This is a genomic window from Enterococcus sp. DIV1083b (assembly GCF_051713705.1).
GTDB classification, from domain to species: Bacteria; Bacillota; Bacilli; order Lactobacillales; family Enterococcaceae; genus Enterococcus_D; species Enterococcus_D casseliflavus.
The window spans coordinates 2,056,832-2,075,104 of the sequence record NZ_JBIOQJ010000001.1 but is presented as its reverse complement, the minus strand read 5'-3'; the positions used below and the strand labels follow the sequence as shown (position 1 = coordinate 2,075,104).

Here is an 18,273-nt window from a genome sequence, read left to right as displayed (position 1 = left end):
CATTTGCGAAACATTCGCTGGTTGGATAACTGAAAGAGGAAGATTCTCCAAGAATCTTTCTCTTTTTTGATTTTTGGTGTGGAAGGATAATTCTCTGAAGAAAATCACCACGAAACGTCTTATCAACAAAACGATCAGACAGGTATACTAGAATATGCCACTAACTATGGTAGAATAAAGCTAATTGAATCAGATGAGAGGGAGCAATGCGATGTTTTTAGGGATTGATATCGGCACGACAGCCATAAAATTTGGGGTCATTGAAGATCGGAAAATCATTTACTCACAGTCATTACCAATCAAAACCCATAGCCACGGGTTAAACCAGACCCAATCAGCGACCCAGATCAGTAGCCAATTGATCAGTGGTGTCACAACGATTCCCGCTCAATTAAAAGCGGCAATCACAGTGATCGGGTTCAGTACCGCCATGCACAGCTTGATGCCAGTGGCTGGTGAGACAGCAGAAGAGATTTACATTTGGTCAGACAATCAAGCGAGTCAAACGATGACGGCCTTTCGTCAAACGGATCTGGCGGCAACGTTTTATGAAGAGACAGGGACACCGATCCATGCGATGTCTCCCTTTGCGAAACTGGCTTATTTTCAAACGAATGGTTCATATTCCAAAGAGACGAAATGGTTTGGCTTAAAAGAACTAGCAATGGCGTTGTTTACCGGACAAGCACGGATCGATTATAGTACCGCATCAGCGACCGGTCTTTTTTCTTTGAAAGAAAAGCAATGGAGTCAAAAGATTCTCAATTATTTATCCCTTTCAAAAGCCCAGTTAGCGCCTTTATGTGCACCGACTGATCGTTTTTTGATTACCGAGGAGATGGCGCAGCGGTGTGGCTTGAAGCCTGAGGTAGAAGTGATGTGTGGGGCTAGCGATGGGTGTTTAGCAGCATATGCTGGCTATATTTCTACAGGGATCCGCAACAGCTTGACGATCGGAACCAGTGCGGCGGTTCGTAAAGTAAGTGAGACCACGGTCTTTGATCGCCAAAAACAAAATTTTTGCTACTATCTGCAAGATGACCTCTATGTCGTAGGGGCACCTTCGAATAATGGTGGCTGTGTCCTTGCTTGGGCAAAAGAGACCTTATCAGAAGATCCTGATGCGTTTTATCATTATCTGCCTCAAGTCATGGAGGAGTCGCCGATCGGCAGTAACGGCTTACGTTTTTTTCCCTATTTAAACGGGGAGCGGGCACCTTTTTGGACAAATGAGATCACAGGCGGCTTTTCTGGCTTGACCCTGAAACACAATCGCTCAGACATGTTGCGGGCAGTCATCGAAGGCATGCTGATGAACATCGATTTATTAAAGCAAATGGCGCAGTTGGAAGGGGCAGTCACTGTAAGTGGTGGTTTCTTTCAAACAAAACTTTTAGGTCAAATGACCGCGGATGTGTTGGGGCTGACCTGTTATCTTTCCGATGAAAACGAACCGATATTCGGCTTGTATGATTTATACAAAAGCTCTGTTGTGCGGCAAGATCAGCCAGATGAAAAATTTGTTCCTGATCCGCAGAACCAAGCGCTCTATCAAGAATTGGCAAAAACCTATTTTCAAGCATAAGCAAAAACCAGCAATCCACTAGGGTTGCTGGTTTTCTTTTTCAACATGGGTAAAAGCGTCGACGATATATTCCATCAATAAGAGCAGTTTACCAAAGAAGCTAGTGTACTGGATGTTTTGGGTGTCGTAGGGACGTTCATCTGTCACTTCAAAGGAAAAGGTCGCTAGTTGATTGGCGCGATGATCACCGTTCCCGCAAAACAAAACAGTTGGTATGTGATGCTCATTGGCTAACGCCATCTTCTCCAGCACTTTTTGTGTTTCGCCAGATTTAGAGATAGTAATCAACATACTGATGTTCTCGATGTTGTTACTAATGATCCCACCTGAGTCAGAAGCACTAACTAATAAGGTTTTGATGCCGTTGACAAGCATTTTTTTGTGGAGGTATTCTGCCACGATCCCCGAAAAACCTGTGGCATAAATCGTAATAAACTTGTTCTTGTTTTGTCCATAGATTTCTTTGATCGCTTCGATCGTATCTGCAATACTGGCAGCGTCAATTTGGTAATCGATGGCGGCTTCAGTGATCGTCTGATTTTTCAAGCGATTCTTTAAGAAGTAAAGCAGCTCTAGATAGCCAGAAAAACCTAGTTTTTGCGCAAGCCGCACGATGGTTGCTGGAGAAGTGTAGATCGTTTTAGCGATTTCTCTTAAGGGCAGTCCATCGATCGCAGCGGTATTTGCAAGCAAATAATCAAGAATTTGCAGCTCATTGTCAGTCAATTTTTTTCCTTTGATCAATACATTTAAGTCCATTGTTCGGCACTCCTTTGTCTTGTCTTCATCATACAATGAATAACGACAGAAAGTAAAATGGGAATCGCGTCATGCTGATATATAGGAAAAAAGATTGTGCATTTCCTAAAAAGATATTATAATTTCTTATATAGAAAATAAAGGTGGAGAAATGATGACGCAAAAACCATATGGAACTGTACTACTAAAAGCAGCAACCATTTTAGATTATCTCGCAGAAGCGCCAAGTAAACCATTGCAAGAAATTTCAGAAGCAACGAAACTGACCCCATCCACAGCTTTGAAAATATTAGAAACGCTGCAAATGATCGGCTATGTCAAACGCGACAAAGAGAAGAATTATCGCTTAGGGTCTAAGCTGATCAAGTATGCCAATCAAAACATTCAAGAGCTTGATTTAGTGGAAATCAGCTTGCCTTACTTGGAAGCATTGCAGAAAACGGCGGATGAAACGATCCACTTAGGGGTCTTGACTGCCAATGAGATTCTTTATGTCAATAAATTGGAGCCCCACAATCAAACGATCCGCATGTCTTCCAAAGTAGGGATCACAAGACCGTTGTATAGCTCTGCCATGGGGAAAGCCGTTTTAGCGGAGTTTGATGCCCCTCAAGTGGAAGAATATTTGGCAGCAACGCCTTTAACCGCTTATACGGAAAACACCATTACGAATCAGTTGAAGTTGAAGAAAGAATTGGAACAGGCAAAAGAAAACCAAGTAGCGTTTGATGATGAAGAAATGGAACAAGAAATCTATTGCATCGGCGCCTCACTGATAAAGGATCAGGAGATCGTTGGGGCGTTTTCTATCAGCCTACCGAAATACCGCTTGACCCCAGAATACAAATCGACATTGATCGATGCGATTATTGCGACAAAACAACAAATTGAACAAGCATTATAAACTTTTTAGTGGAAAGCCCTTGCAAATAAAAACGAGAACGGTATAATAAACGTGTAAGTTTCTTTATAATAAATACCATTTTCCAAATAGGAAATAAATGGAGGTCTCAATGAAAAAAGTAGCGAATTTAATGAAACTAAAGGAAAGCGGCGTGATCGCTGTTGTGCGTGGCGCTTCAAAAGAAGAAGCACTACAAGCAAGTAAAGCGATCGTTGCAGGGGGGATCACTGGCATTGAGTTGACTTTTACAGTGCCTCAAGCGGCGGATGTAATCGCTGAATTAGTAGCAACCTTCAAAGATAATCCAGAGGTAGTCGTTGGTGCGGGGACCGTTCTTGATGCAGTGACCGCTCGCTTAGCGATCATGGCAGGAGCACAATATGTGGTAAGCCCAACCTTTGATCAAGAAACGGCTGAATTATGTAATTTATATCAAATCCCGTATCTGCCTGGTTGCATGACCATTTCAGAAATGAAGGACGCCTTAAAAGCAGGCGCAGATATCATTAAACTATTCCCGGGTAGTGCGTATGGACCAAGTATCATCTCGGCCTTCAAAGCACCATTGCCACAATTAAACATTATGCCGACCGGTGGTGTCAGCTTAGACAACATGCAAGAATGGTTTGCGGCGGGTGTCGTAGCCGTTGGTGTAGGGGGGAATTTGTTAGCGCCAGCAGCAAGTGGGGATTTTGACAAAGTAACAGAAGTAGCGAAACAATATGCGGCAAAATTAAAAGAGATTCGAGGAAAGTAAGATGGCAAACATTCTGACACTAGGAGAAATCATGTTGCGTCTATCGACAACTTTAGGCGACCGAATCGCCCATAGTTCGATGTTTGCTGCCCATTATGGTGGCGGGGAAGCCAATGTTGCGATTTCCTTGGCAAATTTTGGTCATCACGTTTCTTTTGCTAGTAAAGTGCCGGAAAATGCTTTAGGAGATGCCGTTTTTCATCATTTACGAAGCTATGGCGTCGATTGTCGTCACTTGCTTCGTGGCGGTTCCCGACTAGGTACTTACTATATTGAAACCGGTATCGGGGAACGAGCAGCGCGAGTGGTTTATGATCGCGCAGGCTCTAGCTTTGCTCAAATGAAGGAAAATGAGTGGCAATCTGACCTTTTTGATGGGGTTGACATTGTTCACCTTTCAGGGATCACGCCAGCTCTTTCAACGACTTGGCAGACACTTTTACTGACGTTGATCAAAGAAGCGAAAGCAGCTGGTTGTAAAATCAGTTTCGATATCAATTATCGTGGGAAGCTGTGGACGACCGCTGAAGCACGCGTCTTTTTGCAAGAAGTGCTCCCTTATGTCGATTATTGCTCGGCAGGACAGTTAGATGCCCAAGTCTTTATGGATGTATCAGCTCCAACAGAGGAAGTCGAAGATGACTACTATTATCAAGAAATGCATCGGAAATATCCAAATATCCAGCTCTTTTATTCAACTAGTCGTCAGGTGCTCTCAGCAAGTCACAATCAATTGACAGGAAGCCTATGGCACAACGGCAATTATGTCGTTTCTGCTACCCATGAGATCAATCCAATCGTTGATCGCGTCGGAGGCGGAGATGCCTTTTCAGCTGGTATCCTACATGGTCTTGTCACGAAGAAACAAGACCAAGAAATCATTGATTTTGCAACTGCAGCATCTGCTTTGAAACATACGATCCATGGCGACTGTAATCAGTTTAGCGCCAATGAGATACAAGAATTTATTGCAACAGGTTCAGGAAAAATTATCCGATAGGAGGAATAAAACATGCAACACATGGAAACACGCTATACCCATAGTCCACTTGATATTCGTCACTATAGTACCGAGGAATTACGCAGAGAATTTTTGGTAGAGAAAATTTTCACACCAGGACAAATCATGCTGACTTATACCCACAATGATCGGATGATCTTTGGCGGAGTGACACCGACGGAAGAAGCGTTAGAAGTGCAATTAAGCAGCGAATTAGGGGTGGAATACTTCTTAGAACGTCGCGAATTAGGCGTCATCAATATTGGAGGACCTGGTGCGATCACGATCGATGGCCAAAAAGAACCAATGAAAAAACAAGACGGCTACTATATCGGCAAGGAAACCAAACAAGTCTTGTTCCACTCTGATGATCCAGCAAATCCGGCGAAATTCTATCTATCTTGCGTGCCAGCACATAAGAAATACCCAAATGTAAAAATCAGTATCGATCAAGTCACACCAATGGAGACAGGCGAGGGCTTGACATTAAATGAACGGAAAATTTATCAATACATTCACCCAAATGTTTGTGAAAGCTGTCAATTACAAATGGGGTACACGATCTTAGAACCAGGCAGTGCTTGGAATACGATGCCAAGTCATACCCATGAACGTCGGATGGAAGCATATGTGTATTTTGATTTTGCCAACGAAGACACAAAAGTGTTCCATATGATGGGCAAACCAGATGAAACGAAGCATTTAGTCGTTAGTGAAGAACAAGCAGTTATTTCTCCAAGCTGGTCGATCCATTCGGGTGTTGGAACCAGTAACTACTCCTTTATCTGGGCAATGTGTGGCGAAAATATCACCTATACCGACATGGATATGGTGGCAATGGACGACTTAAAATAAAAAGAAAGAGGGTTTATCAATTATGGATTTTTCAATGGATCAATTTCGTTTAGATGGTAAGATCGCATTAGTGACTGGAGCTGTCTATGGGATCGGTTTTACGATCGCTCGTTCATTAGCAGCAGCAGGAGCAACGATCGTTTTTAACAACTTGGATCAAGAATCAGTGGATAAAGGATTAGCAAACTATCGTGAAGCAGGGATCGAAGCCCACGGCTATGTCTGTGATGTAACGGATGAAAAAGCAGTCAACGAAATGGTCAAGCAGATCGAAGAAGAAGTTGGCGTGATCGATATCTTAGTCAATAATGCTGGGATCATCAAACGAATCCCGATGTTGGAGATGTCTGCTGAAGACTTCCGCCAAGTCGTTGACGTGGACTTGAACGCTCCATTTATCGTTTCAAAAGCAGTCTTACCGTCAATGATCAAAAAAGGACATGGAAAAATCATCAACATTTGCTCAATGATGAGTGAATTGGGAAGAGAAACGGTGGCTGGTTACGCAGCGGCTAAAGGCGGCTTGAAAATGTTGACGAAAAACATTTGTGCTGAATTTGGTTCAGCTAACATCCAATGTAATGGGATCGGACCTGGTTATATTGCAACACCGCAAACCGCACCATTACGAGAGATCCAACCAGACGGTTCTCGTCACCCATTTGATCAATTTATCGTAGCGAAAACACCTGCTGCCCGTTGGGGTGAGCCAGAAGATTTAGCAGGACCAACTGTTTTCTTAGCTTCTGAGGCATCCAACTTTGTCAATGGCCATGTCTTATATGTAGACGGCGGTATCTTGGCGTATATCGGGAAACAACCTGAATAAAACAATCAGTAGTAAGGATGGGGACGATTGCAATCGTTCCCATTTTTATGGTCCAACACCCAAGAAATGCAGGGCTTTAAAAATAAATGGGTTGAAGCAAAGGAACTGCAAACAAATCTTTTAAAAAGAATCAAAAGCAAAACGCTGTGAAGGAAAATGTTCTTCGCAGCGTTTTGCTTGAGTAGCTCTTTTTCAAATCAGGTAGCGTATTTATGTTAGGGGAAGATTCAACACGAGCAATGAGTTTCAATCTAACAAAACTTGTTGTGCAAGCGGTAATGGAGCATTTTTCAAACATTTGGCAACTAATTTGGCGACGTCTGTAGCACCTTGGTCATTCAAATGCGTGTTATCCGTAATGCCGGCTGGATAATTGGGGTGCTGATTTTTTTCTAAATGAAGAAAATAGTTTTTCGCCTGTTGTGGTTCCAGTGCTGAAAAGAACCGTTGTGTTGCGGCAAAAAGATCCAGACAGACCACATCCAAGGAGGTAGCCAAAGCACGCATTGCTTCTGGGTAAGGACCGACTGCCAAAGGATCAAGTTGCTGAGGGTCCACGTAATGCAAACGAGTGATCGAGGTCAATAGGATCGGTGTCGCTTGCTGCTGGCGTGCCGTTTGCACGAAGGTTGCTAAATTATGCTGATATTCTACAGGTGTCGTACCACGACTATCTGTTTTTTGATCGTTGTGTCCAAATTGAATCAAGAGATAATCACCAGCATGTAGTTCTTTTTTTGCCTGCAACAAGCGTCCTTCTTCAATGAAGCTTTTGGAGGAACGCCCATTTTTTGCCAAGTTGACGATTTGATGCTGGGGGAGATAGCGTGAGATCTTTTCACCCCAGCCCGTTTCTGGACGAGCGCTAGGCTCTTTGATCGATGCGGTGGAATCACCGACGATGACGATTTTTTCCATTGTTTTTCTCCTAAAATTTGAAGTAGTTGTTGGCGTTTTGATAACAAACATTTTCTACTAATGGTTTTAGCTGACGAAGATCAGCAGGTGCTTCACCACGTACAACGATCTCAGCAAGCCATTCACAAAAGACGCGTCGGAAATATTCATGACGGGTGTAAGACAGAAAGCTTCTTGAATCCGTCAGCATGCCGACAAAGTTAAAGATCACACTGCCATCAGCGAATTTCGTCAATTGGTGACGCATGCCTGCGCGGGTGTCGTTATACCACCAGCCAGATCCTAACTGCAATTTATTATTGCCTTCTTGCTGGAAGCACCCCATCAAAGCGACGAGTGCATCATAGTCATTGGGATTTAAGGAGTAGAGAATCGTTTGAGGCAAATGGTCCTGCGCATCAGCGGCGTTCAATAATTTCTGCAAGCTTTGAGTCAGTGGTTGATCATTGATGCCATCGTAGCCCGTATCTGGTCCTAAGCGCTCAAACATTCGTTGATTGCAGTTACGGTACGCATGGACATGCAGTTGCATCGTCCAACCATGTTCGTGATACAGCTTCATCAGTTCAACTAGAACATTGGTTTTGAAGAACGAGACTTCGTTTTCCTCCAAAGATTCTCCAGCTAATGCTTTGGCAAAAATTGCTTCAAGGGATAACTGTTCGTCTGTAGCATACACTAAAGTATCCAGCGCATGGTCAGACAAGCGGCAGTGATGCTGGTGAAAATAGCTTACACGGTCCCGCAAGGCTCTCAAGAAAGCATCGTAGGTAGTGATCGCGTTTTCGACACTCATTTCGAGTTTGGTAACATAGGTAAGAAAATTCGGATGGTCGATTTGTAACGCTTTGTCAGGTCGAAAGGTCGGCAAGACCCGAAAACGTTGCTCTGTTTGGCTTAATTGGTGATGATAGTGAAGATCATCGACTGGATCATCTGTGGTGCAAACGATCTCGACGTTACTGCGAGCAATCAAAGCTCTTCGGGTAAAGTCTTTTTGCTGCAATTTTTCGTTGCATAGCCTCCACAAAGTTTCGGCATTTTCTTCAGTAACGGGAAGATCGATCGCAAAAAATCGCTTTAATTCTAAATGGGTCCAACTGTAAAGGGGATTTCCCACCAATTTTGGAACTGTTTGACACCATGCCAAAAATTTTTCATAATCACTGGCATTGCCCGTAATCGCTTCTTCGGGTACGCCACAAGCGCGCATCAATCGCCATTTGTAATGATCACCACTTAGCCATGCCTCGGTGATAGTTTTAAACGGCCGATCCTCATAGATTTCTTTCGGGTCTAGGTGGCAGTGGTAATCAATAATCGGTAGCTCTTTGGCATAGTCATGGTATAGTGTTTGAGCAATTTCATTTGGCAATAAATAGTTTACATTTAAAAACATGTCGGACCTCTTTTCTTTGATTATAGTGTCACACCATTTTTAAAGATGGCGATCTCACGAACGTTGTTGGCTTCATTACGAGTCGGTTTTCCACTGGCAGTATCGATGATCGCTTGAATAAAATCTTCCAGCACGACCTCCATCGGCTCTTCCAACAAGCGACCGGCGTTGAAATCCATCCAGTGGGGTTTCTTCTGATAAATCTCTTGATTCGTGGCAACTTTCATGGTCGGCACATAGGCACCAAATGGCGTACCGCGACCAGTGGTAAATAAGACGAGTTGGCAATCGGCAGAAGCCAGTGCAGAAGCGGCAACAAGGTCGTTTCCGGGACCCTCCAGCAGGCTCAAGCCTGGCTTACGGAGTTTTTCCCCATATTTTAAGACATCGACGACAGCGGAAGTCCCAGATTTTTGGCTACAGCCTAATGACTTATCTTCTAGCGTAGTGATGCCGCCTGCCTTATTGCCAGGAGAAGGATTTTCATAGACCGGTTCACCGTAAGCAAGGAAATAATCTTTAAAGTCGTTGATTAGATGGAGGATTTTTTCAAAGGTGGCTTCATCTTGTGCACGCGCCATCAAGACTTGTTCAGCGCCAAACATTTCGGGTACTTCCGTCAAGACTGTACTGCCACCTTGAGAAACTAAAAAGTCAGAAAATGCCCCCAACAAAGGGTTGGCGGTGATCCCAGAAAACCCGTCGGAACCCCCACATTTTAACCCGATCTTTAGCTCACTCAAGGGAACGGCTTCTCGTTGATCCTCTTTTGCTGCTTCCAGTAATTCTTCTAATAAGCTTTCGCCGACCGCAATTTCATCGTCGCTTTCCTGTGCCACCATAAATTTGACGCGCTTTGGATCGTAGTCACCCAGGTTTTTCTTAAACTCGGGAACGGTGTTGTTCTCACAACCTAAGCCAAAGACCAAGACGCCACCGGCATTTGGATGATGCACCGCATCAATTAAAATTTGACGGGTGTTTTGATGATCTTGGCCTAACTGAGAGCAGCCGTAGGGATGTTTAAGGATCGTAATATGATCAAAAGTGCCAAGATCCGGATGATTCTTCTTGAAGTTTTCAACAATGATCTCTGCGATGCCATTGATACAACCAACTGTTGGCACGATCAGTAAATCATTACGAATTCCAACTTTGCCGTTTGCCCGACGGTACCCTTGGAACGTCGCAGCCCTTTTTGGATAACGGACGGGATGCAAATCGGGAGCATAGGTGTATGTTAAGGTACCAGAAAGGTTGGTTTTGACATTGTGGGTATGCAACCATTGGCCAGTTTTCACGTCAGCTAAGAGATGTCCAATGGGATAGCCATATTTGATCACGTCTTGTGATTGTGCTAGGTCTTTGAGGGCGATTTTGTGTCCTTGTGGAATATCCTCAAAAAGGGTGATCGTTTTGCCTTCAAATTCAAGGGTCGTTTTAGCAGCTAGTGGTTTTAATGCGACTGCGACATTGTCTTTAGGGTGCAATTTCAATAGTTGCGCGGGTGTTTCTGTTAATGTGCTGGACATAAAGATTCTCCTTTATTTCAAACTTGGCTCAGGGGTGTCAATTGACGCAAGTAACTGGCGGGGTCCGTCTTGTTTTAGGCATGCGCACATTTCATTGATTGTCTCTGTCATAAAGCTCAGGTCTGCATGCCAAAGTTGCTCATTTTTTAATAGAGCTGCGATCTGTTCTTCTGCTGGTAATTGTTTCACTTGCTGAAATATGGTTGTCACTAGCTCATCATCTTGAAAGGGTCTTGTGAGATAGAAAGTCAGTAACCCTGCCAATGCGGCAGTGATTCGTTTTGGTACCTGCTGGTTTTGTTGGACATAACGAGTTAAGACTGGTTGAAGACGCGCACGGAATTTTGAAACACTGTTTAAAGCGATCGATTGCAGCTGATGCTTCACATAAGGATTTCTGAAGCGCTCTTTGATTTGTTCCGCATAAGCTGTAAGCTGCGCTTTAGGCAAATCAAGCATTGGAATCAACTCCTCCTGAAAAAGACCATCCAGAAAGGCTGCAAATTCACGGTCGTTCATTACTTCTTCAACGGTTTCTAAACCCGCTAAAAGACCGAGTGGAACCATCGCCGTATGAGGGCCATTTAATAAATGTACTTTTTGTTCACGGTAAGGGGTCATATCTTCTGTCACGATCACATTCAACCCAGCTTCTTGCAAGGGGAGCTTTTCAGCTACGCCGCTTCCTTCGATCACCCATAACATAAAGGGTTCCGCAGTGACCATTACGGCATCTTCATAGCCAAGAACCTCTTGGTATTGTGCCACTTTGTCGCGAGGATATCCTGGAACGATCCGATCGACTAAGCTGCAGCAGAAGGTGTTTTCTTTTTCTAACCAGTTGACGAAGTCTGACTCCAAAGACCATAATGCGGCATATTGTAAGACGATCTCTTTTAATTTTTCCCCATTCCGATCGATCAATTCGCAAGGAATGATCAAAAATCCCGGTTTTTGTCGTTGAAAACGACGATACAAAAGAGCGGTCAGTTTTGCGGGAAAACTTTGGGGAGGGGTATCGTGTAAGGTATCCTCTGGGTGAAACGCAATACCTGCTTCCGTCGTATTAGAAACGATAATCTCAAGTTGCTCGTCTTCGGCTAAAGCAAGATAGTCTTCCCATTGCTGATAAGGATTCAGCACTTGATCAATGGTGGAGACGACTTCAAATGTTTGAGATAAAGCGCCATCGACAAGTCCTTCTAAGATAACGGTGTAGAGATTTTCTTGTTGTGCCAACAGCTCTTTCAAGCCGTGATCAATCGGCTGTACCACAACGGCACTGCCGTTAAAAAGACCGTTCTTGTTCATTTGCTGCAGCTGCCAGTTAAAAAAGCCCCGCATAAAATTGCCTTCCCCGAATTGAATCACTCGGGCTGGATAGGTTTGATGGGGTTGTTCGGTAATTTTTTTCATAGAATCCTCCTTAAAAAATAGTTATGCACACGTTAACATTTTTGCGTAAGCGCTCTTGAAAACAAGAGGCTTACAACGATTGACGAATGATTAACGAGGTATCAAAGAAATGTTGTTTCTCAACTACTTGATTGGCAAATGCTTGCAACAGCAGGGTTGCTGCCAATTGACTCATTTCATAGACTGGTTTGCGGATCGTTGTTAATGGGGGATACGTATAAGGAGAAAAAGAACTATCATCAAAACCGATGATACCTATCTCCTCAGGGATCTTTCGTCCTGCTTGATGACAGGCATTGATCGCACCGATCGCCATGTCATCATTGGCGCAAAAAATCACTTCAGGTGGTTCAGGTAAAGCGAGTAGTTGCTGGGCACCCAGCTGACCGCTTTCCAACGAGTAGTCGCCAGCTACGAAGTATTCTTTCGGGCAGACAAGCTGCTTTTCTTGAATCGCTTTCATAAATCCTTTGCGGCGCTCTCTAGCGGAACCAAAGGAAGCGATCCCTTCGATCATGGCGATCTTTCGAAAGCCTTGTTCAAGCACATAGGTGATCATTTGATAGACCCCTTGGGCATCATTACTAGTGACATTCATCAAAGTTGCATCCTGCAATTGACGATTCAAAACGACGATGGGAATGTTTTTCTTTGAAAGAGCAGCGATAAAACCGTCATCACGATCGCTTTGACTCATCACGATCGCTCCATCGAGGCGATTCGGCTCTTCATCAAATGTATCGGATTGCAATAATTCATGAACCGCCAAAGTATATTCGGATGGTAGGGTATCACTGATTCCTTTGATCACTTCGACTAAAAAGCTATCGGAAGTACCAATGGATAGATGAGAAAAATAAAGACCAATGATATAAGATTTTTGATTCACCAGACTTTTGGCATTGACATTGGGCACATAGTGTAAAGATTCAGCGATGGCTGCGATCTTCTTTTTTGTTTCTGGCTTAATTAGTGGGCTATCGTTTAACGCACGAGAAACAGTTGTATGTGAAACACCAGCGACTTTGGCGATATCTTTGATCGTGACCATAGAAAACCTTCTTCCTTTTTGCTTGATTCAAGCATAGCTTGTTCCCACGAGAATGTCAATACACCAAGGATGCACACGTGAAACATTTTTCAAAATAACATAGGAACTTTTTCTGGGATGTGCTAGTATAAAAGAAGATAGTTAGGTAATGGGAGGGAGTCTATGAAATTCTTTTTAAGCTATCATCAAACGTCCAACTTGTTTTATAAAATATTTATTTTGATTTTTCTAATTGGTAGCGCTTTAATCATTGGGTTTAGTGGGGTCATTTATCATCGAACGTATCAAAACATTCAAGAAACATTTTTGCAAAGTCAACATAATTTGGTCAACCAAGTCAAAGAAAATCTGGATCAAAAAATTCAGATGGTGGAGTATGCCTTTTCTACATACAGTAGCACACAAAGCTTTTCCGATACGATGGAACAGCCGTTTTCTGTGACGAATTATCGACAAGTACGAGAGATCAATTCACAACTGGCTTACATTGGTGTGATGGGGATCGAAAACGCCAGTTACCAATTGGTGAATTTGAACCAGCATTGGAAAATCGAAGAAGGCTCCTTAAAACAGATCGATGATACTGAACTTGCTGCTTTTCAAGCGTTGATCGACAACCAACGCTACTTGTATTGGTTACCAGAAGATGGCTATTTAAAAATGGTGATGACGCTGCCTGTGTTTCGACAGGAAACCACTGCTTTGGGGATCGCTGAAATCCAAGACCATACCATTGCGCAGTTGGTGGCAGATCATGACGATTCCTTTTTGAATATTTTTCATGCAGACGGACAACTGCTTTTCGATAATGGTGAAGTGATCGATTCTGCCTTACAAGAAACAATGATTGCAGCTGCCCACGGCGATGGCATCTTCACTGACAAAGAAAACAATAAGTATGTGGTCACACAATCGGATTACAATCAGTGGTATCATGTGATCCGCCTGGCGCCTGCTAGCGTTTCACAAGCAATCCGTGAATTAAGAAGCGGTTTGATCGTGATTGGCAGTCTTTTGATCATCCTCTTTTTATTAGTATCCTATCGCATTGCGATCGTGGCTACCTCACCCATCAATCGGATCGGTGAGCTTTTAAAGCCCAAAAAACAAGGTCAGAAATTAGAAGTCAATCAGTTGATTTCCGATATCGACCAGGTCTTACATCAAAACCACGATCTCGCCGTCAAAGTCGAGCATCAAAAGCCCGAATTAGAATCCTTGTTTCTATTAAACTTGTTTCGCGGCTGTATCTCAGAAGAAGATATTCACTTAAAACTGTCACAATTTGGGTATGAAGTATCCAAAACAGAACACTTTGCCGTATTACTGATTCAAATCGATGATTTGTGTGGACGAGAAACAGCGACTATTGATATTTTCTTGCTTGCCATCGAGAATCTCGTTTCTGAGATCATTCCAGCAAATTTCCGTTTTCAACCAATCATCTCCAGTCAAGAAACCCAAGGAACGATTTTAAAGCTTCCTGAATCAGTTGACCAAAAACAAGTATTGACCTATTGTCAAAAGATCCATCAAGCGGCAAAAGATTACTTGAAAATCAAAATAAGTTGTGGGGTCTCACAATCCTACGACCGCCTCGTAGAAACCAAACTAGCGGTTGATAACGCCAAAGAAGCCCTGCACTATCGAATGAATTTAGGGGAAGAAGTCATTATCTTTTTTGACGACATTGCGGCACAATTAGACAATAATGCGATCGTTCAATACCCTAGAGAAGCAGAAAGCACCTTTTTGGATGCGATGCGTAGTGGGGAACTAGCGACCATCAAAGCGAGTTACACGGAAGTCGTACGGGAAATCATTCATGAAAACAAAAATCCGTTGACGATTGAAAGTGCCTTGTTTAAGTTGATCAACAGTATCGTTCAGCTAGGGCAACTCTTAGGAGCGGATCATACCAGCTTGCAGAATAGTCGTAAAGTTTATCAATCCGTGCTCAACCAAACCAGTTTGTTCAAAGTTGAGCAAATCATCTATCATGAGTTAGTTTTACCTATCGTTGAAACGACACAAGCCAAAACAGATCGAGAAATTCGCTCCTTGTCTGAAAAGATGGTCTTGATCGTACACCAACAATACGATCAAGACCTCTCCTTAGATAGCATTGCTGAACAGCTGCATTATAATGCCAATTACTTAAGTAATGTGTTTAAAAAGGAATTATCCATCAATTTTGCCGATTACTTACAAAACTATCGGTTGCAAATCGCCAAAAAATGGTTGCGGGAAACGGATATGACGATCAAGGAAATCGCAGCCAACCTTCAATATACCAACTCTCAAAACTTCATCCGCTTTTTCAAAAAGAAAGAACAGATGACACCTGGAGAGTATCGCAAACGATCCAAAGACTAAAAGAAAAAAGCGCTTTTTGATCGTTGATCAAAAGCGCTTTTTTTCTTTGCTACCTGTTGGTTACCCTTTGACGGAACCAACCATTGCACCTTTCACGAAATACTTCTGGACAAATGGATAGGCGATCAACATTGGCAGAGTTGCAACGACGATCACGGCCATTTTTACGGATTGTGCTGGGGGGACAACATCGACACTAGCGGCATCGGCGTTCATCCCGCTGGAGACGATCACGATTTGTCGAAGGAGCACTTGGATCGGCCATTTCGCTGAATCATTGATGTACAAGATTGCTGATTGATAAGTATTCCAATAACTAACAGCGTAGAACAAAGAGATCGTCGCAATCGATGGTAAGGAAAGGGGTAAGATGATACGGAAAAAGACGCCCCAATCAGAGCAACCATCCATTTTTGCGGATTCCTCTAAACTATCAGGAATCCCTTGGAAAAAGTTTCTCATAATGATCATATTATATGCACTGATGGCGCTCGGTAAGATCAATGCCCAGAGAGAATCGATCAAGCCGAGGCTTTGTACCAAAATAAAACTTGGGATCATCCCACCGCTAAACAACATGGTAAATACGACAATAAAATTGAGAATGCCGCGTCCATGCAAATATTTTCTCGAAAGAGCATAGGCCATAAAAGAGGTCAAGATCATTGAAAGAACCGTTCCGACGATGGTCACGAAAAGGGAAACACCAATACTGGTAAAAATCGTGGGTGTCGAAAGAATATACCGGTAAGCATTTAAGCTAAATTCACGTGGGATAATGATAAATGTTCGTGTCGCGATCTCAGAAGAAGAAGCAAAGGAGCTTCCGAGAATGTTTAGAAAAGGTAAGAGACACGTTAAGGTGAAGAGTAGTAGAAAGCCAATAATAAATCCTTGAACGACCCGTTCACTTTTCGGGCGGTTCGTTTTTTTCAGGGTTTGTTGCATAGAAAAAACCTCCATCTTTTTTTACTTAAATAGGTACTTCCAACGTATCATGAGGCGGGGACAACGTATATAATCACTTTTACATGTTGAAAAATTCACAATAGTGATAAACGTTGATAAATCAAGGGTTTTCCAATTCGATTGAGAAATAATCCTAAAAAATGTATGCCTTTTCAAAGCTGAGAAAATGATTATATACGTTATCTTTTTTTCACGCTACCATGGGACTATCAAATCAAAAAAATTCGGAGGAACAAGTATGGAAACAAAAGTTGATAATTACTTCTCACCACTTAATGAAGAAGAACAGCGGCTGCGGCTGAAAAAGAAAAAATGGGCGCAAATCAGAAAAAATCGTGCCCTCTATATTATGGTATTGCCGGGGATTTTATATTTTCTTATTTTCCGTTACATACCGATGGGCGGTTTGGTCATCGCTTTTCAAGACTACCAACCATTCTTGGGGATCCTAGGAAGCCCCTTTGTTGGCGTCACTCATTTTATTCGGCTCTTTACTGAAGATACCTTCGTGATGTTGATGCGCAATACACTGATCATGTTTTTCTTAAATATCACGATTTCTTTCCCTTTTCCTATATTATTGGCACTTATGCTAAATGAAGTAAACAATCGCCGTTTGAAAAAAGGGATTCAAACCATCATTTATTTGCCTCATTTTATGTCGTGGGTCATCGTTGTTTCCATCTTCTATGTTTTATTAACGACAGAAGGTGGTGTAATCAATAACATGATCGAAAGTCTTGGTGGCGAACGTATCCCGTTTCTAACAAGCCGCACGTGGTTGCGTCCAATGTACATTTTCCAAGATCTTTGGAAAGGTGCCGGTTGGGGGACGATCGTCTATCTAGCCGCTATTACCAATGTTGATGAACAGCTTTATGAAGCTGCGGATATGGATGGGGCTGGCAAGCTACGAAAAATGTGGCATATCACATTGCCTTGTATTCGTCCAACGATCGTAACCTTATTGATTTTAAAGATCGGTTCGATCTTAGATATGGGCTTTGAGCATATGTTCTTGTTGATGAACTCAATGAACCGTGAAGTTGCCCAAATCTTTGATACCTTTGTCTATACCGCCGGGATTCAAAATGGTCAATTGAGTTACTCGACAGCTGTTGGGCTGTTTAAAGGACTTGTTGGCTTGATCCTCGTTATCTTTGCGAATCGTTTGGCGAAAAAAATTGGCGAAGACGGGATTTATTAAGAAAGAAGGGATCACATGACGATCGAAAAGATCACGAAAATCAACGAAGGATTACTCGCATTTTTGACGCTGATCGCACTTCACTTTCTTTGGCTCAGTGTGACTCTCCTGGGAGGGGTCCTCTTTGGCATTGGCCCTGCGTCGTATGCCATGATGAAATATTATGATCGCTGGCTTCGTCTTCATGAACGACCACCTTTGATCAAAAGTTTTTTCTACTATAGTAAAGAAAGGTTCCGACAATCGGTGCTGATCAGTTGGTTGTTTCTGATCATTGCAGCGATCGTGATCACCAACATATTTGCGCCATTTCCATGGTTTATCCAAGTAGCGAATGTCCTCTTTTTGATTGCGTTTCTCTTTTTATTCATGCACGTGTATACCGTCATGGCAGCCACCAACTTTGTGACCGTGTTTGAGATCCTGCGGGGGAGTGCGTTGTTAGGTTTAGGCTATCTGCATTATTCGATCATAAGTTGGACGATTTTGATCGTTGGCTATTTAGTCCTGGGCAGTTATTTCTTGATCGGCCTCTTTTTGATGGGTAGCAGCTTAGTTGGTGGTGTTTTTGCCCTTGCTGGTAAAAAAATTCTTCAAGATATCCACCCAATTGAAACAGATCAGGTGGTTTCAAAAACGGCATCGACTACGGAGCAAACCGTTTCCAGCAAAGGAGATGAGGTCATTATCTAAAGAAAACGGCTCAAAGACTTTTA

16 protein-coding genes are annotated in these 18,273 nt (G+C 42.9%); 9 read left to right on the top strand and 7 right to left on the bottom strand.

Features of this window, described 5'->3' with window-relative positions; all coding sequences use genetic code 11:
• The first annotated feature begins 211 nt into the window (after positions 1-211).
• Positions 212-1,585 carry a gluconokinase gene (locus tag IGI69_RS09585; protein ID WP_438740647.1) on the top strand — a complete coding sequence of 458 codons (1,374 nt, stop codon included), beginning with the start codon at positions 212-214 and terminating at the stop codon, positions 1,583-1,585.
• 18 nt (positions 1,586-1,603) lie between these two features.
• On the opposite strand, the gene IGI69_RS09580 is transcribed toward IGI69_RS09585, so the two are convergent.
• A complete protein-coding gene (locus IGI69_RS09580) occupies positions 1,604-2,344 on the bottom strand; it encodes a MurR/RpiR family transcriptional regulator (RefSeq protein WP_438740645.1) in 741 nt (246 codons plus the stop codon).
• A gap of 151 nt (positions 2,345-2,495) precedes the next feature.
• Between IGI69_RS09580 and IGI69_RS09575 the strand changes: the two genes are divergently transcribed.
• The 5 genes from IGI69_RS09575 to IGI69_RS09555 all read left to right on the top strand — a co-directional run bounded on the left by IGI69_RS09575 (position 2,496) and on the right by IGI69_RS09555 (position 6,689).
• A complete protein-coding gene (locus IGI69_RS09575) occupies positions 2,496-3,248 on the top strand; it encodes an IclR family transcriptional regulator (protein WP_026008086.1) in 753 nt (250 codons plus the stop codon).
• A gap of 109 nt (positions 3,249-3,357) precedes the next feature.
• Entirely contained in the window at positions 3,358-4,005 is a 648-nt protein-coding gene (locus tag IGI69_RS09570; protein WP_005229908.1) for a bifunctional 4-hydroxy-2-oxoglutarate aldolase/2-dehydro-3-deoxy-phosphogluconate aldolase, read from the top strand.
• 1 nt (position 4,006) lies between these two features.
• The gene (locus IGI69_RS09565; RefSeq protein WP_438740643.1) at positions 4,007-5,005 is read left to right on the top strand and encodes a PfkB family carbohydrate kinase; all 999 of its coding nucleotides are present in this window, start codon (positions 4,007-4,009) and stop codon (positions 5,003-5,005) included.
• Between the two features lie 12 nt (positions 5,006-5,017).
• A complete protein-coding gene (gene kduI, locus IGI69_RS09560) occupies positions 5,018-5,860 on the top strand; it encodes a 5-dehydro-4-deoxy-D-glucuronate isomerase (RefSeq protein WP_005229915.1) in 843 nt (280 codons plus the stop codon).
• Between the two features lie 22 nt (positions 5,861-5,882).
• Positions 5,883-6,689, top strand: coding sequence for a gluconate 5-dehydrogenase (locus IGI69_RS09555; RefSeq protein WP_005229917.1), 807 nt, complete (start codon positions 5,883-5,885; stop codon positions 6,687-6,689).
• Between the two features lie 246 nt (positions 6,690-6,935).
• Here IGI69_RS09555 and IGI69_RS09550 read toward each other — a convergent pair whose 3' ends face one another.
• The 5 genes from IGI69_RS09550 to IGI69_RS09530 form a co-directional block, all read right to left on the bottom strand.
• Positions 6,936-7,607 (bottom strand): rhamnogalacturonan acetylesterase, encoded by a 672-nt coding sequence (locus tag IGI69_RS09550; RefSeq protein WP_438740641.1) that lies wholly within the window; start codon positions 7,605-7,607, stop codon positions 6,936-6,938.
• Between the two features lie 10 nt (positions 7,608-7,617).
• Complete coding sequence (gene uxaC / locus IGI69_RS09545) at positions 7,618-9,006, bottom strand: glucuronate isomerase (protein WP_438740639.1); 1,389 nt, start codon at positions 9,004-9,006, stop codon at positions 7,618-7,620.
• Positions 9,007-9,026: 20 nt separating this feature from the next.
• The gene (locus IGI69_RS09540; protein WP_438740637.1) at positions 9,027-10,538 is read right to left on the bottom strand and encodes a UxaA family hydrolase; all 1,512 of its coding nucleotides are present in this window, start codon (positions 10,536-10,538) and stop codon (positions 9,027-9,029) included.
• A gap of 12 nt (positions 10,539-10,550) precedes the next feature.
• Positions 10,551-11,954 carry a tagaturonate reductase gene (locus tag IGI69_RS09535; protein ID WP_438740635.1) on the bottom strand — a complete coding sequence of 468 codons (1,404 nt, stop codon included), beginning with the start codon at positions 11,952-11,954 and terminating at the stop codon, positions 10,551-10,553.
• Positions 11,955-12,024: 70 nt separating this feature from the next.
• Positions 12,025-13,005 carry a LacI family DNA-binding transcriptional regulator gene (locus tag IGI69_RS09530; protein ID WP_005229927.1) on the bottom strand — a complete coding sequence of 327 codons (981 nt, stop codon included), beginning with the start codon at positions 13,003-13,005 and terminating at the stop codon, positions 12,025-12,027.
• Between the two features lie 162 nt (positions 13,006-13,167).
• On the opposite strand from IGI69_RS09530, the gene IGI69_RS09525 reads away from it, so the two are divergent.
• Positions 13,168-15,381 (top strand): AraC family transcriptional regulator, encoded by a 2,214-nt coding sequence (locus IGI69_RS09525; RefSeq protein ID WP_438740633.1) that lies wholly within the window; start codon positions 13,168-13,170, stop codon positions 15,379-15,381.
• A gap of 60 nt (positions 15,382-15,441) precedes the next feature.
• Here the strand turns inward: IGI69_RS09525 and IGI69_RS09520 are convergent, their stop codons facing one another.
• On the bottom strand, positions 15,442-16,329 hold the full coding sequence (locus tag IGI69_RS09520; RefSeq protein ID WP_438740630.1) for a carbohydrate ABC transporter permease: 888 nt from the start codon (positions 16,327-16,329) through the stop codon (positions 15,442-15,444).
• Positions 16,330-16,588: 259 nt separating this feature from the next.
• Between IGI69_RS09520 and IGI69_RS09515 the strand changes: the two genes are divergently transcribed.
• Positions 16,589-17,557, top strand: coding sequence for an ABC transporter permease (locus tag IGI69_RS09515; RefSeq protein ID WP_438740628.1), 969 nt, complete (start codon positions 16,589-16,591; stop codon positions 17,555-17,557).
• Between the two features lie 15 nt (positions 17,558-17,572).
• Complete coding sequence (locus tag IGI69_RS09510; protein ID WP_438740626.1) at positions 17,573-18,250, top strand: YesL family protein; 678 nt, start codon at positions 17,573-17,575, stop codon at positions 18,248-18,250.
• Positions 18,251-18,273: the final 23 nt, after the last annotated feature.